The following is a 17,327-nucleotide window of genomic DNA, read 5'->3' on the forward strand; positions in this document are numbered from 1 at the left end:
ATTTAGGGAATAACTTATTATTTTATTTGAATTCCCCAAAATTTCAAAAAAATAATACTAAGTATATCAGTTCTGCTTTATTATTATCCCATAAAATGTATTTTCTCCTTTTATCTAATAATTAGGAGGAAGTGAAAACAGATGCTAGATACTCATAACACTAGTATTGTAGACCTTTTCAATGAAAGCAAAAAAAAATCTATAAGAGAAAATAGGGAAATATTACTTTCTTATACTTTTGAAATTCCCGAAATTGATCTTGTAAGTGTCTATAGCAATGCTCACGAATATAAAGGATCTCGCCTTTTCTGGTCTAGTCAAGATGTACAACAAGTTGGGATAGAACGAGCCTATAAATTCATCTTACAACATAATAATTATGCATTTATAGACAAGCAATTATCCAGTTTTAGGGAAAGATCGATAACTAATAACAAGGAATCAGAAACGGGGCCCGTTTTTTTTACCGTTTTTTCCTTTGATGATGTAAAACAGAGTAAACATATATGGGAAGGTATACCTAAATCGCTTTGTGTTTTACCTAAATATCTGTTTACAAAGAAAGGAAAATTTTATTGGGTGACAATAAATTTAATTATTACTCCTTTGACCGATTATAGAGATATCTTATGTAGTATTAAATTTATAAATGAGATAACTACTAAATCTAAATATTTCGTAATGGACAATATAAAAAATAAGGATCTGATAATAGAAGAGATCGGAAAAGAAGAGTGGATTAAATCTGTTGAAGAAGTAATAAAGAATATTAAAACCGGTAAATCCAATAAAGTAGTAATGGCAAGAAGTTTAAAATTGGAAAATAAAAAAGGATTCTGTATTCCTTTAATAATTAATAACCTTATACATAATGAACCACAAACATATATATATGCTCTTGAATATAAAGATATTTGCTTTATAGGAGCTTCACCAGAAAGATTAGTAAAAAAGACAGGAAATTATGTTATGTCTGCATGTGTGGCTGGGGCAGCTAAGAGAGGTAACAATCTTCGCGAAGACATAAGTATTAAAAAGGAATTATTAAATGACAGTAAAAATATAAAAGAACATAAATATGTGGTGGATATGATAAAAAGTAGTTTAGAGCCTTTATTGGAGACTATAGAGATAGCAGAACGACCTCAACTATTGACTAATACTAATCTTGTTCACCTTTATACCCCTATTAAAGGAAAACTAAAGTCTTATATTAGTTTATTAGAGATAGTCGAAATTCTTCATCCTACTCCTGCTTTAAATGGAACACCAACTAATGAAGCTAGAGAATTAATAAGATACTTTGAGAAGATAGATAGAGGTTGGTACGGAGGACCCTTAGGGTGGGTGAACTTAGATAACGACGGTGAGTTTATAGTTGCAATAAGATCCGGATGCTTAAAGAAAAACGAGGGTTATCTATTTGCTGGCTGTGGAATTGTTGACCAATCTAACCCACTAATGGAATATGAAGAGACTAGAATAAAATTTCAACCAATGTTAAACGCAATATCTGGATCTATTACAAAGAATCATACATACAAGTAAAAGATCCATGGGTGTATTCTTAATAATGCTAAATCAAAACCCCGTTTAGATATTCCTTATAATTCTTCTGGTTTTAAATACCATCGACTTATAGATATTGCCAAAATTTGTAAGGAGAAGAGAATATGTATATGTATATATTAATTACGTTTTTGGCAGCTTTTTGTTATTCTTTAATGAGTTTTCTTATTCAGTCAGCTTCAAATTACGTTAATGACTCTACTATAACATTTTTTAGATTTTTTTCAGCGTTAATTATGTTAATCCCTTTTTACTATATAAGTGGTAAACCTACGTTAAGAACCAAAAAGCCTTTAGTTCATTTGCTGAGGGGAATATTTGGTTTTTTGATGTTTACTCTTTACTCTATATCGCTAAAGTATTTACCAGTAGAAAATGCTTTAGCATTAAATTCAACTTATCCCTTTTTTATACCGATAATACTACTTATATTTTTTAAAGAGAAGATTTCCAGAACTATAATAATTGGGACAGTAATTGGTTTTATAGGTGTATATATAATCGCTAATCCTAACACAGATAATTATTTAAGTTGGCCATCTATTTTGGCATTACTTTCAGCAGTTTTTTCAGCAGCCTCAAATGTCACTATTAGGTTTTTAAGACAAACTGAAAGCAGTTTTAGTATAGTGTTTTACTTTTTCCTTTTCTCAACTAGTGTTTCTTTTATTTATTTAATTATAGCTGGATTTAATCCTCTTAATTTTAAGTCAATTTGTTTATTGTTTGGTATAGCATTAACGGGCGTAGCTTCTCAACAATGTATGTCCTATGTATTAAAATTCTTACATCCTAATATAGTTTCTATTCTAATGTATAGTTCAATTGTATTTGGGTTTGTCTTTTCGTGGGCTTTTTTAGGATCAACTCCTGATATTTATCAAATTATAGGAACAATATTTATATTTTTAGGAGGTTTTATAATTATTAAATATAAATCAACAGCACGTGAAAACTTAAAAAAGGTCTCGTAGAAACTTAGGATATATATATTGTTTGTCTCTTAATTTATTATCCGAAACTAAATCGTCGGAAAAGCCATTATTTATTTACTCTATTACGCACATTTTTTGAGCTATCATCAAAAGAACGTAAGCGATTTTCTTAATAGGTAGTTTATTCTTTTTTGAAAAATTAATAATGAACCAGACATGGGGTCCGTTAAAGGATTTGGTGATATATACTAAAATGTTAGAGAAAAAATGGACGGTTGCAGATTTATTAATTACATATTTCAGACAATTGCTCATCGTTGGTAAGCGTAAAATAATCCCCACCTTTTAATGATAGGGATTAAATACTATTATTGTGATAAGTTATTAAAAACCCGACAATTCAAAGGAATTGTTTTGGACCAAGGAAGTAGTTGATCAAGCTCATCCATATTGCTTATATCCATATTGGGAAGCCTTTCAAATAAGTAGCGAAGATAATAAAATGGATTTAATTTATTCTCTTTTGCTGTCTCCACAATACTGTAAATGATTGAGCTGGCCTTAGCTCCTTTCGGAGTATTGCTAAAAATCCAGTTCTTCCTTCCGATCACAAATGGTTTAATGGATCGTTCACTTCGATTATTATCGATTTCTAATCGTCCATCCTCTAAAAATGCCACGAGTTTTTCCCATTGGTTGAGGCAGTATGTAATGGCTTGACCTAATAGACTCTTTGGTAAAACATTGCTTTTCTCTGTTTTTAGCCATGCTGAAAAAGCCTCCAACAATGGTTGGCTGTGTTTAAGTCGTTTTTTATATCGTTCTTCTGGTGTACATTCTTTCAAATCACGCTCGATGGCAAATAGCTGATTACAGAAATTGAGTCCTTCCCGAGCTGTGACTGCTGAATGACGTTTGGATTCAGGAAGTACGTTTAAAGCCTCATCGAACTTTCTGCGGGCATGAGCCCAACATCCAACTAATGTTACGCCGGATACCTTATGGTATCCTGCATATCCATCGACATGCAGGTATCCTTTAAACCCTTTTAGGAATTCTTTGGCATGTTCTCCTGCTCTAGTTTCCTGATAGTCATAAAGGACAAGTGGTGGATCCTCTCTTCCAGTCCGATAAAGCCACATGTAAGATTTCGATGTGCTTGACCTTCCAGGTTCATGTAAAACCTGAACAGTTGTTTCATCCGCATGTAGAATGTCTTTAGAGAGGAGATGCTCTTTCATTCGTTGATAAATTGGCGCAAGCCATTTTTCGGCACCATAAAGCATCCAATTGGCCATGGTTTGCCTGGATAAGATCACACCTAATCGTTTGAACTGTTGTTCTTGGCGATATAGAGGTAGCCCCTCTACATATTTTTGATTCATAATATATGCCATGCTTGACGGTGAAGCTAAACTTTTTGGATACACAGATTTTGGGGCAGGTGCTGTAACGATTGGTGTCTCTATTTCATTACGCTCACAATGACGGCATCCATAGACATATCGAACGTGTTTTAAAACTTTGACTTGAGCCGGAATAATCACTAATTCTTGTCGTACTTCTGTGCTCATTTCGTGTGTTTTTTCACCGCAACACGAACAGACCTGCTCTTCTTCGGGTAAACGATATTCAATCGTTTCCATAGGCAGGTTTTCAAACGTAGCTTGACGTTGACCACGTTTCTTTTTACGACGATATGTAATTGTTTCAACAGTTGGCTCTTCGGCTTTTACATTAGACTCTACCTCTGCTTCATTGAATAAAGGTAGTTCTAATTGATTAGGATTTGTTTTTTCGCTTGAAGAGCCAAATTTTCGTTTTTGACTAAGACGATACTGTTCTTCATACCATTGTAATTTCGCCGTCAATTCAACGATTTGCTGTTGAAGTTTTTCAATTAATTCAAATGGGTTTTGGTTAGGATTCTTTAAATTTTTCATCATGTAGTAATAATTCGACGGTTTTAGCTATTTTCCTCCAAGGTTTTTGTTAAAAGTAAAAAATTCATATAACTGTTCTAGCCTTTACTTCTGGGTGTGCTTTCTTTTGCTCCATTGCAAGACCATCCAATAACCAGCGTAATTGCCGATAACTAATTTGTATCGTTCCAGTGTCATTTTCATTTGGCCATTGAAATTTTCCTTTTTCCAATCGACGATAATAAAGCCAAAAACCATTATAGTCCCAGTGAAGAATTTTTAATTTATCTCGCTTTCGATTACAGAACACAAAATAGCTTGATGAAAAGGGATCTAAATCAAATCCCTCTTTCACCAAAGCAGCTAATCCATCAATGGATTTTCTCAAATCAGTACTTCCTTTTGCCAAGTAAACTCGTTCAGCTCTTGTACCAACTAACATGTTGATTTCAACGTCCTAACCACTTCTGAAAGAAAGGCCGGATCGAAACCAGGTTTTACTTCAATTGAAATCCCACTAATTTCAATCCGTAATGAATTTTCAACTGTTTGTGAATGATCTTCTAGGGTAACGGATGCCCATTTTGTAGACTTTCCTTGATTTTTTATTGGATTTTCAATTTTTCTTAACCAGTATTTAAACTGGTGAATACTCCATTGATTTTCCTTGCACCAGTTTACTTGAGTTTGACCGCTTTTACGATAGTCAGCGATTCGTTGTTCCCAAACCTTTCGTAATTCAGGATTCTTAGGCATAAAAAAACCTCCTTCAATTTCATCTTGAGGAGATTATCTCATGAAATTAGCACACCAAGAAGGTGTGCAAGATTTGACGCTTACCATCGTTGTGTTCTTTTACTTAATTGGCTCCTTTGTGTATAAAAGAAAGGACTTTATTCAATGATCATAAATAAAAAATTTTTCATTTTTGTATTATTACCTGAATCCGTGACAAAACATCTTTACAATGGTCGCAAACCGTTGATACGATAAGGGAAAACGACGTTGACGATTCTTCATCAAGTAGGTGATGTGATGAAAGATTTCCCGATTCGGTTTGTATTGACAGATGAAGCGATTACCCCAAGTGCTGGGCTTGCTCTCGTTGGCTACTTACTCCATCGAACGAAACTGGATAAACGGGTAAACGCACTTCGGCTTCCAACGGTTCGTCGAGAAGTGCACATTTCCCATAGCGATGTCATTCGCTCGATGATTGGCTTGCTTGCCACAGGAAAAACGGATTTCGATCATATCGAAGCGTATCGTCAGGACGATATCTTTTCGGCATCGATGGGGATTCAGCACGTGCCTTCCTCTCCAACCTTGCGACAACGACTCGATCAGCTCGCTTGTCTTCCGATGACCGAAACGATTCTTTGGGAGGAGTCCATACGTCTGTTGATTCAACGACATGCCACTTTGTCCCCTTGTTGGACCAAAGGAAAGACGACATGGCTTCCCCTTGATATAGATGGTTCCCCATTTGACAACTCCGATACGAAAAAAGAAGGAGTCAGTCGAACGTATAAAGGATTTGACGGTTTTACACCGTTGTTTGCGTATGCAGGGAAGGAAGGGTATCTCGTTCATGCCGAGTTGCGTCCAGGGAAACAACATGTGCAAGACAACATGCCCTCGTTTTTAGTCACCGCTATCCGTCGAGCTCGTCAACTGACTTCATCTCGTCTGCTTGTTCGCATGGATGCAGGAAACGATGCAGAAGCGAATGTGCACGTATGCCTAAAGGAAGACGTGGACTTTGTCATCAAGCGAAACTTACGCCGAGAATCGAAAGCGCTTTGGTTCCAGATCGCTTCGCAAAAGGGCAAACGTGTCGATGATGGACAAAGCGAAGGAGTACAAACCTATGAGCTATGCCTTCCACAGAAGGCAGCGATCGATGGAAACACGTATACGTACGTTCAAGTCACCCAAGTGACGGAACGGACGATGGAACGCAATGGACAGCTGATGCTCGTTCCTGATTATGAAGTGGAAAGCTATTGGGTGCGGCTCAAAGGATACGAGCATGTTCGAATGAGCGATGTGCTCGCGTTGTATCATGACCATGCGACATGCGAACAGTTTCATAGCGAACTGAAGAGCGACTTAGATTTAGAGCGGCTTCCATCTGGGAAGATGAAAACGAATGCGCTCGTGTTGGTCATGGGAGCCTTCGTTTACAATCTTCTTCGTCTGATTGGACAAGATCTATTAAGCGATCCGAGACATCCGTTGCACCACAAAGTGAAACGCCGCCGCATCAAGACGATTATTCAGACGGTGATCACGATGGCAGGGCGACTCGTCCGTCGATCACGACAGATCTGGATGAAACTGACGCGAAGGAGTGGCTATAGCGAGCCCCTACTGAACGTCTATCAGAAATGGAGAGAGGTAAGATAACGAACGAATGTTCGATCACTGATGTCCAACGTCACTCCCTGGGCTTTTTTGTCTATTTTTTTGGTTCGTATACCTAAAACAGAGATTTGTTCCATTTTCGGAAATAGAGATGACATAGGTCATAAGCATAAAAGGGGTTTATGGATTATCAATCCATCAAAATTACAACAAAATCAAAGTCGATTTCAATTCATCACGGATTCAGGTTATTAGTTATCCTCATGCAGGAAATTTTGATAAGTGGGTTTGACCTTCTTAACACTAATTTTCCTTTTTTAGATGGTGTTCCTATAACTTCTTCGCAGGCATTAGAGTATAGATATTTACTAAATTGGTATCTCCCAATTATTAGTATGAGTTTTTATTTTTCTGGATATTTTAGCGATTTTACAAGAATCCATGGTATAGCTTTTTTTGTAAGAACCTATTGCAAATCCAAGTGGATAATCAAACAGTATTTGTATATGTTCATCGTTCTTCTGTTTTTTACTATGTTCCAAATAGTTATTTGTACGTTCTTTGAATTAGGTACATCGACGTTTTCTATAACGAATTTTATAAAATCTCTCTCTATCTATTTACTAACCTTACAAACATTATTTAGCATTCAACTTTTGTTGGAACTGTATATAAACCCAAAAATTTCTCATCTGATTATGAATATATATATAGTTGCATCTGTTTTAATGTCAAATCAACTATATGGTTCGTCCAAGCTTTTACAATACTTGTTTTTACCGAATTATGGGATGGGTTTTAAGAACGGACTAAGTCAAATACCTGAGTTTCCAAAACATACAATTGATTATTTTACGGGTTTGCCTATTCTGCTTATAATGCAAATCCCTATCATGTTTCTATCTATTTATAAAATCAAAAAGATGGATTTACTATAAAGTGAGGGTGAAAAATGCTTCAAGTTCAGAATGTAAGTAAAAAAATAAAAAACACATATGTGTTAAAAAATGTTTCTTATACTTTTAAACCGGGACAGGTTTACGGACTCTTTGGTAAAAACGGATCCGGTAAAACCATGTTACTTCGTACTTTAGCTGGATTAGTTATTCCTACTGAAGGTGAGGTTATAATTAATAATCAAGTATTACATAAAGATATATCCTTCCCCCAAAGCGTTGGGATCATTATAGAAAATATGGAGTTATTGCCACAGTATGATGCGTACACAAATCTTTTTATTTTATCAAAAATCATTAGCATTGCATAAATATAGTTAGAATTTTCTGTTAATTAGCTTTTGTGAATTTGTGCCAAAAAGACAAAACCTAAAGAAAGGTGGCACTGCCCATTTGGTAAATATATACAGTTAAACCAGAGCGACAACGACAAAAGGGAGATTATGGACTGGCTCGCCCATCAAATTTTCGCAACCAAACATAAGCTGGTTTCCACAGAGCTCTCTTTAACCAACGAGTAATTCGAAGTAGGGATTTCTTACTTTTCATCTCCAATTGAATGAGAACATGTAAGCAATACGTGATCAGGGCTAAGAAAATTTGATTTTGAATAGCTGTTTCACTCATTCCATAAAAGTGCTTAATTTCTACGTGTTGCTTGAGCCATTTGAAAAAGAGTTCAATAGCCCAGCGAGATCGGTAAATATCACTTATCTCTTCTGGTTTTAAATCAAATCGGTTGGTGATGAAACGAAGTAAGTTCCCTTTTGTGTCCATAACTTCTAGTAGACGAAAGACATTTTCAGTACGATTTTGTGTGGTACCAATGTAGACCATTTTATCGGATAGAACGTGACAATCATCAGGAAGTGAAAATGTATAGACTTCACGAATGACTGCGTTTTTCTTCAGTCTTGAAACGAAGAAATAGCCATCATCTGTCATCCGATCAAAACGTTCATAGTCCACATAACCGCGGTCAAACACATACATGGCTTCTTGATCATCCACTAGGACTTCGAGTTGATTTCGGTCATGTTCTTTTGCTGTCGTAATCACTGCTTTTTCAGGATAGACGGTGTCTTTATCCATGAAAACGAGCCGTAAGTGTAGCTTTACACCAGCTTTTGTTTTACGGAATTTTGCCCATTTATAATGGGTCAAATTCAACGGGAGTGTACTTGAATCAATGATTTTCAGTGGCATATTCTTTCCGTTTTGATAATGGTACCGTTGAATTTTCCAAACAAGATCCAAGAACAAATTTGCAAGAATTAGTGGGTTGATCTGATTGTTTTTTCGGGATAGCTGAGAGGCACTTATCGATTCAAATCCGAGTGCTTTTTGAAGATCTTCGTCTACAAGTGCATCACTCATTTCCTCTAAGCTCTTAAATTCGAGCAGCTGGGCTACCAATAAAAGTTTAATATAGGCTTCTGTTGTCAGCTTTTTTGTGTAATAGTCCTGTTTCAATTCTTTGACTTGTTCGCTAAGTTTTTGAATATTTATGGGTGAAACCCATTTACCAAATGATGAAATTAGTGTATTCTTGTCCATAACAGTTATCCTTTACGATTGGATTTGGACAGGAACCACCTGTACTTCCATTGTAAAGGATTTTTTTGTTTCGAAATCAATAAAAAATTGAACATTCTTAGTATTTTGAATCATCAGATTTAATTACTGCAATGCTAGTGATCAAAAATAAAAAAAGTTGCCACAAAACATGATATTGAAGAAGCTATAAAAAAAGTCGGATTAGATCCATTTTCTAAGCTAAAAGTAAAAAAATATTCTTTAGGAATGAAGCAAAGACTTAATATTGCACAGGCGATATTTGAAAAGCCTGATATTCTCCTTTTGGATGAACCTACCAATGCGCTTGATGATAAAGGAGTAGAATTAATCCAAGACCTGCTTTTAGAAGAAAAGAAAAGAGGAGCGATTATAATAATTGCTAGCCATCTTAAAGAGGATATTGAACCCTTATGTGATTTTAGTTTGAAGATGAATGAGGGGAACTTAGTTTATGAATAAATTTAAATTTACTATTTTCATTTTTATAGTAGTGATATGTTCGTTCATTATCGCTTATCCTTATATTACTGATTTCATAAATCGTTATAAAGAAGTAGAACCAAAGGAAATGACTTTAAAAAGCGGAGAATATATTGTAGGAGAAGATATGAATCAAGGGATTTATGATATAGAAGTAATAAATGGGAAAATTAAATTTATGCAAAAAGAATTATCCGCAAAAGATAAAATATTAGGTGTTGAGTTGACTAATGGAGAACATATTGGGTTAGAAGGAAAAGGGAAAGTGAGACTTTCTCCTGCAAACTTTGAAACAATAAAGATGAGTAAAGCAGGACAATATGAAATTCATCATTCAGGATTTTATAAAATAGGATTACAGTTACCCGAGGGAGAATATATATTAAGTTATGCCGGAAAAACAGAGAAAGAAAAACCATTTGTTCAAATCTTATCATCTAATAGGGAAGTTCTTAATACGTACGATTTCGAAGATAAGAAAAATTATAAAATCGTTCCTAAAAAAGGTGATATATTAGAAACTCAGCTTTCGCAGTCCAAAATCTTGTTTAAATGCTTGATGTAAATGGTTTTGGGAAGTACAAAATTATCATTTGACATTTTTTAAAACATAAAGAAAGACACCTATTCTTTTGGTAAAATATTGGTGACGAAACCAAATCCAAAAGAAAGGTGTCACCACTATGATAACGAATAAAGACTACTTTGCGCAATTACCAAAAGAAATTAAACAAGGATTTTCCGAATTAAATATTGGATATCATTTAAGAAAAGCGAATATTACGAAACTTTCCGGGTATTCTTGTCTTACTGTTTTCAAACTGATTTTTCTTTTAGTCTTCCAATATAAGAACTGGTTTCGTGCTTTTATGAGTAAACGATCTCAGGATCTGCCCGGAAAGGATACAGTCTATCGCTTTTTAAATACACCAACCTATCATTGGAGAAAGTTTCTGCTTTCATTAAGCAGTGAAATGATCCGTCTGCTTCAACCATTAACTTCAAAAGATCGTGTCACAGCTTTTGTGATTGATGATTCTGTCTTTTCAAGAAACCGTAGTAAGTCGGTTGAACTGTTGGCTAAGGTTTTTGATCACTCTACCCATCAGTACTTGAAAGGGTTTCAAATGCTTACCCTTGGCTGGACCGATAGTTTTACTTTTATTCCCGTTGATTTTGCTCTTCTAAGTTCACCGAAAAAGGAAAATCGCCTGCAAGAAATCAATACCAATATTGATAAACGAACATCTGGCTATAAGCGTCGCCAGGAAGCTCTGAAATCAAAACCGGACGTGGCTTCAGCTTTACTTGATCATGCGCTTGAAAAAGGGATTATAGCTGACTATGTTCTCATGGATTCCTGGTTTACACAAGCGCCTTTAATTGAGAAGATTACGAACAAAGGGTTATTTGTCATTGGCTTGGTGAAGCAATTAAAGCAGCGATACGTTTACAATGGTGAACGTTTCACACTGAATCAACTTTACAAATTGGCAAAACCTCACATGGGTAAAAAAGACATTCGCGGATCCGTTTATGCTACTTTAGACAATGGAATTCCAGTAAAAATTCTATTTGTACGAAACCGTAATAAACGGAGCGAATGGCTTGCCATTCTCAGCACAGATACAACATTAGAAAATGAAGAGATCATTCGTATTTACGGCATGCGTTGGGACATTGAAGTCTTCTTCAAATGCAATAAATCCCTTTTAAATTTAGAGAAAGAATTCCAGGGACGTTCCTACGACATGTTAATTAGCCATACAACCATTGTTTTTACACGATATATTCTCATTGCTTGGCAAATGCGAAAAGAGGAGGATCCTAAGACGATTGGCAACCTTTTTTACATCCTTTGCGAAGATGTAAAAGACATAGATTTTATTACTGCCCTTCAATCACTTATTGACCTTTTCCAAACTTTGGCGGAAGCCGAGGTTTCTTTGAACATGGACATCTTTAAAAATCAAATGAATAAATGGTTGGCCACTATACCTAATTATATCAAGCAATGCTTAAATATTTCTGTGTGCGAAAGTTGAGTTAGAAATTAATAAATGTTTATTTTTTGAATCTGATAGCATCGTAATTAATTTAAAACCATTATAAATGAAAATCTTAAATTGTAATAGAGACACACCAACTATAAACTCCTTCTACTGTATTTCGTTTGATGCTAGTCTGTTACTGGCAATGAAGCTCGTATACTATTTCTCTCAGCTTTACATGGAGCAGCGGGTAGGAAAGGCTTGTATACCTGGAAAAACTCTGCAACTTGCCCCTTTTGCCAGAAGCATGCCCGCAGAGGCTTTATGTCAAGCGACAAGATGTATGAAACAAATTATTAAATATCTTTGTTTGTCTTTTCATCCATTTTCAAATGCCAAAAACATCTGCACTCCCCCTATCAATTGCAAAGCTTTCATTACTCCGACTGTCTTAAAAGTACTTTTTAACTAAATCCTTTTTTCCTTGAATTGCAGTTATGAAATAGAGCTGACAAAGCTTCGTTCCCCTGTGCTTACAGTGAATTCAAACAGGTCTTTTTGTTTGTCTCCCCGATGGAAAAAATGCTGAACCGCACAAAGAGAATCCGTATTATCAAATATAAAAACAGAAGCGCCTTTCATCGGTTTGTTTCCATGGTGATACAACAATTGATTGTGGCAGTAGATGATGTCATAAACGGAAAAGGATAAAGCATTTAAATGGTGTACAAACATTATAAAGCTTTCATCATCCAATTCATTTAAAAAACAATGAAATGCATAGGGGAATGTCTTCTTGATTCGAATTTTTCCGCCTGACCGCAAGTATTCTTCCTTATTATGTCCAATATCAACCCATCGGCCGTTTTTCAAAAGTTCAATGTGCTGATCGTTTAAATCATCAAGAGAAATCTGTTCATCATCTTCATCATCGATCAAAATCGGTTTTGCTTGAAGCATTTCAACGGTTGCAGTCCGAAAACTCCTTTTTTGTTTATGGAGAAGGTCATTTTTTACGTCCGAAAACAATATGAACACCTCAATACTTTTTATTGATTGTTTTAGACAAAATGCTTTCTTTTTATACAAATGGGCAGGTAACATTGAACTTTTTTTGCATACAATAGCTACATCTTTCATGTTATAGATAGTGGGGTGATAAGCATATGTGTGGAATTGCTGGCTGGGTAAATTTTCAACAATCACTTTTCCAAAATACTGAAATAATGGAAGACATGATTGATACGTTAAGCAAAAGAGGGCCTGATGATACAAATATTTGGGGAAAGAAGCACGTATTGTTCGGGCATAAAAGACTTGTTGTCATTGACCCGGAATGCGGTCGACAGCCGATGACAAAACAAAAAGAAGATAATTCCTACACGATTTGTTATAACGGCGAGCTATACAATACGGAAGATATTCGCAAAGAATTATTGAAAAAAGGCTATACGTTTCGCGGCCACTCAGATACGGAAGTTCTTTTAGCTTCATACATGGAGTGGAAAGAAGAATGTGTGCACCATTTAAACGGAATTTATGCTTTTGCCGTTTGGGATTCAGCAGATGAAAAATTATTTATAGCACGCGACCGTCTTGGCGTTAAACCGCTCTTTTTTTATGAAAACAACGGTAATTTTCTGTTCGCTTCTGAAATAAAAGCCCTTTTAGCCAACCCTGAAGTCGATGCTTTGCTCGATCAGGAAGGGCTGCAAGAAATTATGGCGCTGGGGCCGTCGAGATCTCCCGGTTCAGGCGTTTTTAAAGGAATCGAAGAGCTTAGACCCGCCCATGCCCTAAGTTTTAATCGAGATGGCTTAAAAATATGGAGGTATTGGAACGTTAAAAGCCATCCGCATGAGGATTCTTTTGAAGAAACGGTCGAAAAAGTGCGTGAATTACTAATAGATGCCGTCACAAGACAGCTTGTCAGCGATGTTCCGCTATGCACGTTTTTATCGGGAGGATTGGATTCGAGCGCCATTACAGCGATTGCCGCCAGGACATTTGAAAAGGAAGGAAAGGGGCATCTTCATACTTATTCAATTGATTACGAAGGGAATTCTGAGTATTTTCAACAAAGCGAGTTTCAGCCGAATGCTGATGCCTACTGGATTCATTTAATGAAGGAATCTTTTCAAACCATTCATCACGAATGTATCATGACACAGGAAGAGCTTGTCTCATATTTGCAGGAAGCAGTTGAAGTCCGTGATCTTCCGGGGATGGCGGACGTCGATTCTTCACTTCTTTGGTTTTGCCGGCAAATTAATAAGGACTTTGTCGTGAGCTTGTCGGGAGAATGTGCGGACGAAATTTTCGGCGGATATCCGTGGTTTTATCGTCCTGAGGAATTGGCAAGAGAAGGATTTCCGTGGATTCGTTCATTAGATGAGCGGATCAAGCTGCTCCGGAACGATTGGCAAAAAAAGCTGAATATAAAAGAATATGCTTTAAGGCAATATGAAAAAACGATTGAAGAAACACCTGTTTTAGATGGAGAACCTGAAACGGAAAGAAAAAGGCGGGAGCTTTTTTACTTAAATATGATATGGTTTATGACAACATTGCTTGACCGAAAGGATCGCATGAGCATGGGGGCATCGCTTGAAGTGCGCGTTCCGTTTGCAGATCACCGGCTTGTCGAATACGTCTGGAATATTCCGTGGGAATGGAAACGATATGGCGATCGGGAAAAAGGCCTATTACGGAAAAGCTTAGAAGATCTTTTGCCGAAGGAGGTTGTCTACAGGAAAAAAAGCCCGTATCCGAAAACACATCATCCGAAATATACGAAGCTTGTAAAAGAACAGCTTGAAAACGTATTGGCCATGAAAGACTCCATATTGCACGAGCTTTTCGATGGGAATGCATTAAATAAATTAGTAGAGACAGACGGTGGATCTTTTCAACGCCCATGGTACGGACAGCTGATGACGGGACCGCAGCTGTTAGCCTATCTTTGGCAAATTCACATTTGGTTTGAAAAGTACCGGATTAATATCATTTGATGAATTTAGGGAAAATGAGGCTGTCTTAGAAAGTCAAATCGCCTTGAAAACAAAAAATCATAAACACCGATATATCAACGTTTCTAACACATTAATAGGGGCGTCAATAAGCCGTAAAAACGACTTATTAGACACCCCCTTGCTTTTTATAATAAAGAAGGACAAACATGTTCAGCATGTTATAATGTTTTTTATAATGAAATTCAAAAATGATCTGCAAGGGGAGCGGGAGGGGAGAGATATATATACATTTTGTAGAAACTGAATGATTCATCGGTAGAAAAAAGATTTTTATGAAAATGATGAACGTTTTCAAAAAATTTTCTAATGTCTAGGAATCAAGCAGGGAGAGAAGCTTACATATGATCCGAATTTGGCCTGGTACGGTTCATGTTGTAAGAGAATAGTTCAAGAAGATCATGAATGAAAAATTAACTGACCTAACTTTTTGAATACGTTGACGAACTGTTTGATCGTGGCGCAATCCAGGCAAAATGATGTAGGTAACGCAATGATTTCAAACATGTAAACTTATTTTTCAGTTAGCATGGAAGGAATAAAGGCTCTTTCAAATGAAACGGGGATAAGCCAGCGAGTGATTCGCGAGGCTTATAAAGAAAAACTCATCGGAAAAGGGGATAAATCCCATCAAACATTACATACATTCGATGAGAAGATTGACAGCAAACCAAAACAGATGCAACACCGCTTGCCGATTTTGCGGAAGAGTTGAAGCGGCGAACTTAGATGAATTGAGCGACAAGCATGGATTTTGCTGACATAAGGAGGATTTTGACGAGTGAAAAAAGGATTGATCTTCATTTTGTGTGTTTCATTGCTTTTTTGTTTTTCAGCGACTGCTAGCGCTGTAAACTTGCAGGATGAGTCAATTTATCACGTAGCAGTTGACCGCTTTTACAATGGAACGACGGCCAATGACGGCGAAAGAAAGGGCGGTCTTGAACATTTTCTTGGGGGTGACTTGCAAGGGGTGATCAAAAAGCTGGATTACATAAAAGGAATGGGCTTTACAATCGTTTCATTATCACCAATATTTCAAAATGAGGCAAACGGCTTTCATGGGAAATGGGTGAAAGACTTTAAAAAAGTGGACGAGCATTTTGGAACAATGCAGGATTTAAAACAGCTGACAAAGGAAGCACATAAACGTGATCTAAAGGTCATGATAGATTTTGTTTTCGAAACAGGACCGAACCACCCTTGGCTGTCTGATCCAGCTAAAAAAGAATGGTTTGTTGAAGGAAGTACGACATTCGATGTTTCTCGCCCCGACGTTCAAGCATTTATAATCGATGTCGCTAAATGGTGGATCAAACAAAGTGATATTGACGGGTATCGGTTGATTGACGCGAATCGAACTGAACCTCAATTTTTAAAAAAAATGGCTGAAGAAGTTAAGTCTGTCAAAAAAGATTTCGTTTTAGTGGCAGATATTGGCGGGGGTGATCCGAATACATATCAAAACAGTGGAATCGATGCCGTGATGAATACCTATTTTGCGAAAAATGCGCAAAAATCATTTTCGAATGTGGATGAACCGCTTTCAGGATTGGACGGGTTTACGCAATCCAATCTGCCTGTCGTTTCGTTTTTAGATGACGAGGATATCGTTCGTTTTACAAGAAAAGCTGTTGAGAATGAAGCGTTTCCAGTGACAAGATTAAAACTTGCCTTGACGTATTTATATACTTTACCGGCTGTTCCATTTGTTTATTACGGGACGGAGATTGCATTGGATGGCGGAAATGGAGCAGTCAATTATCGGATGATGGATTTTCGCACGAGCACCGAAATAGTCGAGTACATAACAAATTTAGCCGACATTCGCAAAATCCTGCCTTCTCTCCGAACAGGGCAATATCATTTGTTGTATGAAAAGGACGGCATGCTCGTTTATCAATTAAAAAGCGGTGATGAAACATCCATTATTGCCATTAACAACACATCGCAAACAAAAAGCGTAACGATCGGATTTCGATATTTGCCGGATAATCACGAATTGAGAGGGTATTTAAAAGGGGGAAGCATAAAAAGTTCAAAGGACGGATACACGATCACTTTGGAGCGGGAAACAGCGGAGATTTTTAAACTGGACGAACAAAAAGGCGCGAGCATCCCTTTTATTTCCATTTTGGTCGGAGTCCCAGTTTTGTTTATCCTTTTCTTATATGCCGCATATAAAAAAGGGAAGGGAAAACAGCCGTCGTAAAATGCAAAATAAAAAGCTGATCCCTTAAAGGTGCAAAAAAAGGACAAACTCGTCTTGATTTGCCATTTTGAAGCTGCTTCTATGTACACATAGGCTTTAAACAGGAATTTTTCAACTGAAAGCTTCGGGGCGGAAAGTTCGCCTATCACATCTTCCTTTTCATATTGAGATGTTGGAAAAGAATCCTAATTCTTCCTTTTTGAACGCAAAAAAGCCCCTTCCTCATATCAAGACGCTGAAAAAGGAGCGACTCCATTTAAAGTGGGTAAAACAATATTGATCAATGGA

The 17,327-nt window shown here is 36.6% G+C and carries 14 protein-coding genes and 2 pseudogenes; 11 read left to right on the plus strand and 5 right to left on the minus strand.

Annotation, left to right across the window (positions count from 1 at the left end):
• Positions 1-141: 141 nt before the first annotated feature.
• Positions 142-1,548 (plus strand): isochorismate synthase, encoded by a 1,407-nt coding sequence (locus NSS70_RS05960; protein ID WP_340881072.1) that lies wholly within the window; start codon positions 142-144, stop codon positions 1,546-1,548.
• 125 nt (positions 1,549-1,673) lie between these two features.
• The gene (locus NSS70_RS05965; RefSeq protein WP_340881073.1) at positions 1,674-2,543 is read left to right on the plus strand and encodes a DMT family transporter; all 870 of its coding nucleotides are present in this window, start codon (positions 1,674-1,676) and stop codon (positions 2,541-2,543) included.
• 329 nt (positions 2,544-2,872) lie between these two features.
• On the opposite strand, the gene tnpC is transcribed toward NSS70_RS05965, so the two are convergent.
• From tnpC to tnpA, 3 genes are all read right to left on the minus strand, one after another.
• On the minus strand, positions 2,873-4,450 hold the full coding sequence (tnpC, locus tag NSS70_RS05970) for an IS66 family transposase (protein ID WP_094245431.1): 1,578 nt from the start codon (positions 4,448-4,450) through the stop codon (positions 2,873-2,875).
• Between the two features lie 61 nt (positions 4,451-4,511).
• A complete protein-coding gene (tnpB, locus tag NSS70_RS05975) occupies positions 4,512-4,868 on the minus strand; it encodes an IS66 family insertion sequence element accessory protein TnpB (RefSeq protein WP_003352857.1) in 357 nt (118 codons plus the stop codon).
• On the minus strand, positions 4,862-5,182 hold the full coding sequence (gene tnpA / locus NSS70_RS05980; RefSeq protein ID WP_003352856.1) for an IS66 family insertion sequence element accessory protein TnpA: 321 nt from the start codon (positions 5,180-5,182) through the stop codon (positions 4,862-4,864). Before tnpA ends, tnpB begins: the two co-directional genes overlap by 7 nt.
• A 279-nt stretch (positions 5,183-5,461) precedes the next feature.
• On the opposite strand from tnpA, the gene NSS70_RS05985 reads away from it, so the two are divergent.
• From NSS70_RS05985 to NSS70_RS05990, 3 genes and pseudogenes are all read left to right on the plus strand, one after another.
• On the plus strand, positions 5,462-6,835 hold the full coding sequence (locus NSS70_RS05985; RefSeq protein WP_339195758.1) for an IS1380-like element ISGsp2 family transposase: 1,374 nt from the start codon (positions 5,462-5,464) through the stop codon (positions 6,833-6,835).
• 221 nt (positions 6,836-7,056) lie between these two features.
• Positions 7,057-7,731: a DUF2705 family protein gene (locus tag NSS70_RS20790; protein ID WP_445290597.1), complete on the plus strand. Its 675-nt coding sequence runs from the start codon at positions 7,057-7,059 to the stop codon at positions 7,729-7,731.
• 14 nt (positions 7,732-7,745) lie between these two features.
• Positions 7,746-8,057: pseudogene (locus NSS70_RS05990) on the plus strand (ATP-binding cassette domain-containing protein); the annotation flags it as partial.
• A 133-nt stretch (positions 8,058-8,190) separates the two neighbouring features.
• Here NSS70_RS05990 and NSS70_RS05995 read toward each other — a convergent pair.
• A complete protein-coding gene (locus tag NSS70_RS05995; protein WP_339193538.1) occupies positions 8,191-9,306 on the minus strand; it encodes an IS4 family transposase in 1,116 nt (371 codons plus the stop codon).
• Between the two features lie 141 nt (positions 9,307-9,447).
• Between NSS70_RS05995 and NSS70_RS06000 the strand changes: the two are divergent.
• The 3 genes and pseudogenes from NSS70_RS06000 to NSS70_RS06010 all read left to right on the plus strand — a co-directional run.
• Positions 9,448-9,786 (plus strand): annotated as a pseudogene (locus NSS70_RS06000) (ATP-binding cassette domain-containing protein); the annotation flags it as partial.
• A complete protein-coding gene (locus NSS70_RS06005; protein ID WP_340881074.1) occupies positions 9,779-10,372 on the plus strand; it encodes a hypothetical protein in 594 nt (197 codons plus the stop codon). The pseudogene NSS70_RS06000 and the gene NSS70_RS06005, both read left to right, overlap by 8 nt.
• A 118-nt stretch (positions 10,373-10,490) precedes the next feature.
• Positions 10,491-11,852 (plus strand): IS4 family transposase, encoded by a 1,362-nt coding sequence (locus NSS70_RS06010; RefSeq protein ID WP_087960047.1) that lies wholly within the window; start codon positions 10,491-10,493, stop codon positions 11,850-11,852.
• Between the two features lie 441 nt (positions 11,853-12,293).
• On the opposite strand, the gene NSS70_RS06015 is transcribed toward NSS70_RS06010, so the two are convergent.
• Complete coding sequence (locus NSS70_RS06015) at positions 12,294-12,827, minus strand: DUF2777 family protein (RefSeq protein ID WP_066250595.1); 534 nt, start codon at positions 12,825-12,827, stop codon at positions 12,294-12,296.
• 137 nt (positions 12,828-12,964) lie between these two features.
• On the opposite strand from NSS70_RS06015, the gene asnB reads away from it, so the two are divergent.
• The 3 genes from asnB (at position 12,965) to NSS70_RS06030 (ending at position 17,039) form a co-directional block, all read left to right on the plus strand.
• A complete protein-coding gene (gene asnB, locus NSS70_RS06020) occupies positions 12,965-14,809 on the plus strand; it encodes an asparagine synthase (glutamine-hydrolyzing) (RefSeq protein ID WP_339199108.1) in 1,845 nt (614 codons plus the stop codon).
• 595 nt (positions 14,810-15,404) lie between these two features.
• Positions 15,405-15,542: a hypothetical protein gene (locus NSS70_RS06025; RefSeq protein WP_340855421.1), complete on the plus strand. Its 138-nt coding sequence runs from the start codon at positions 15,405-15,407 to the stop codon at positions 15,540-15,542.
• A gap of 66 nt (positions 15,543-15,608) precedes the next feature.
• The gene (locus tag NSS70_RS06030) at positions 15,609-17,039 is read left to right on the plus strand and encodes an alpha-amylase family glycosyl hydrolase (RefSeq protein ID WP_339211142.1); all 1,431 of its coding nucleotides are present in this window, start codon (positions 15,609-15,611) and stop codon (positions 17,037-17,039) included.
• Positions 17,040-17,327: the final 288 nt, after the last annotated feature.

This window comes from Aeribacillus sp. FSL K6-2848 (assembly GCF_038004325.1).
Taxonomy (GTDB): Bacteria; Bacillota; Bacilli; order Bacillales; family Aeribacillaceae; genus Aeribacillus; species Aeribacillus composti.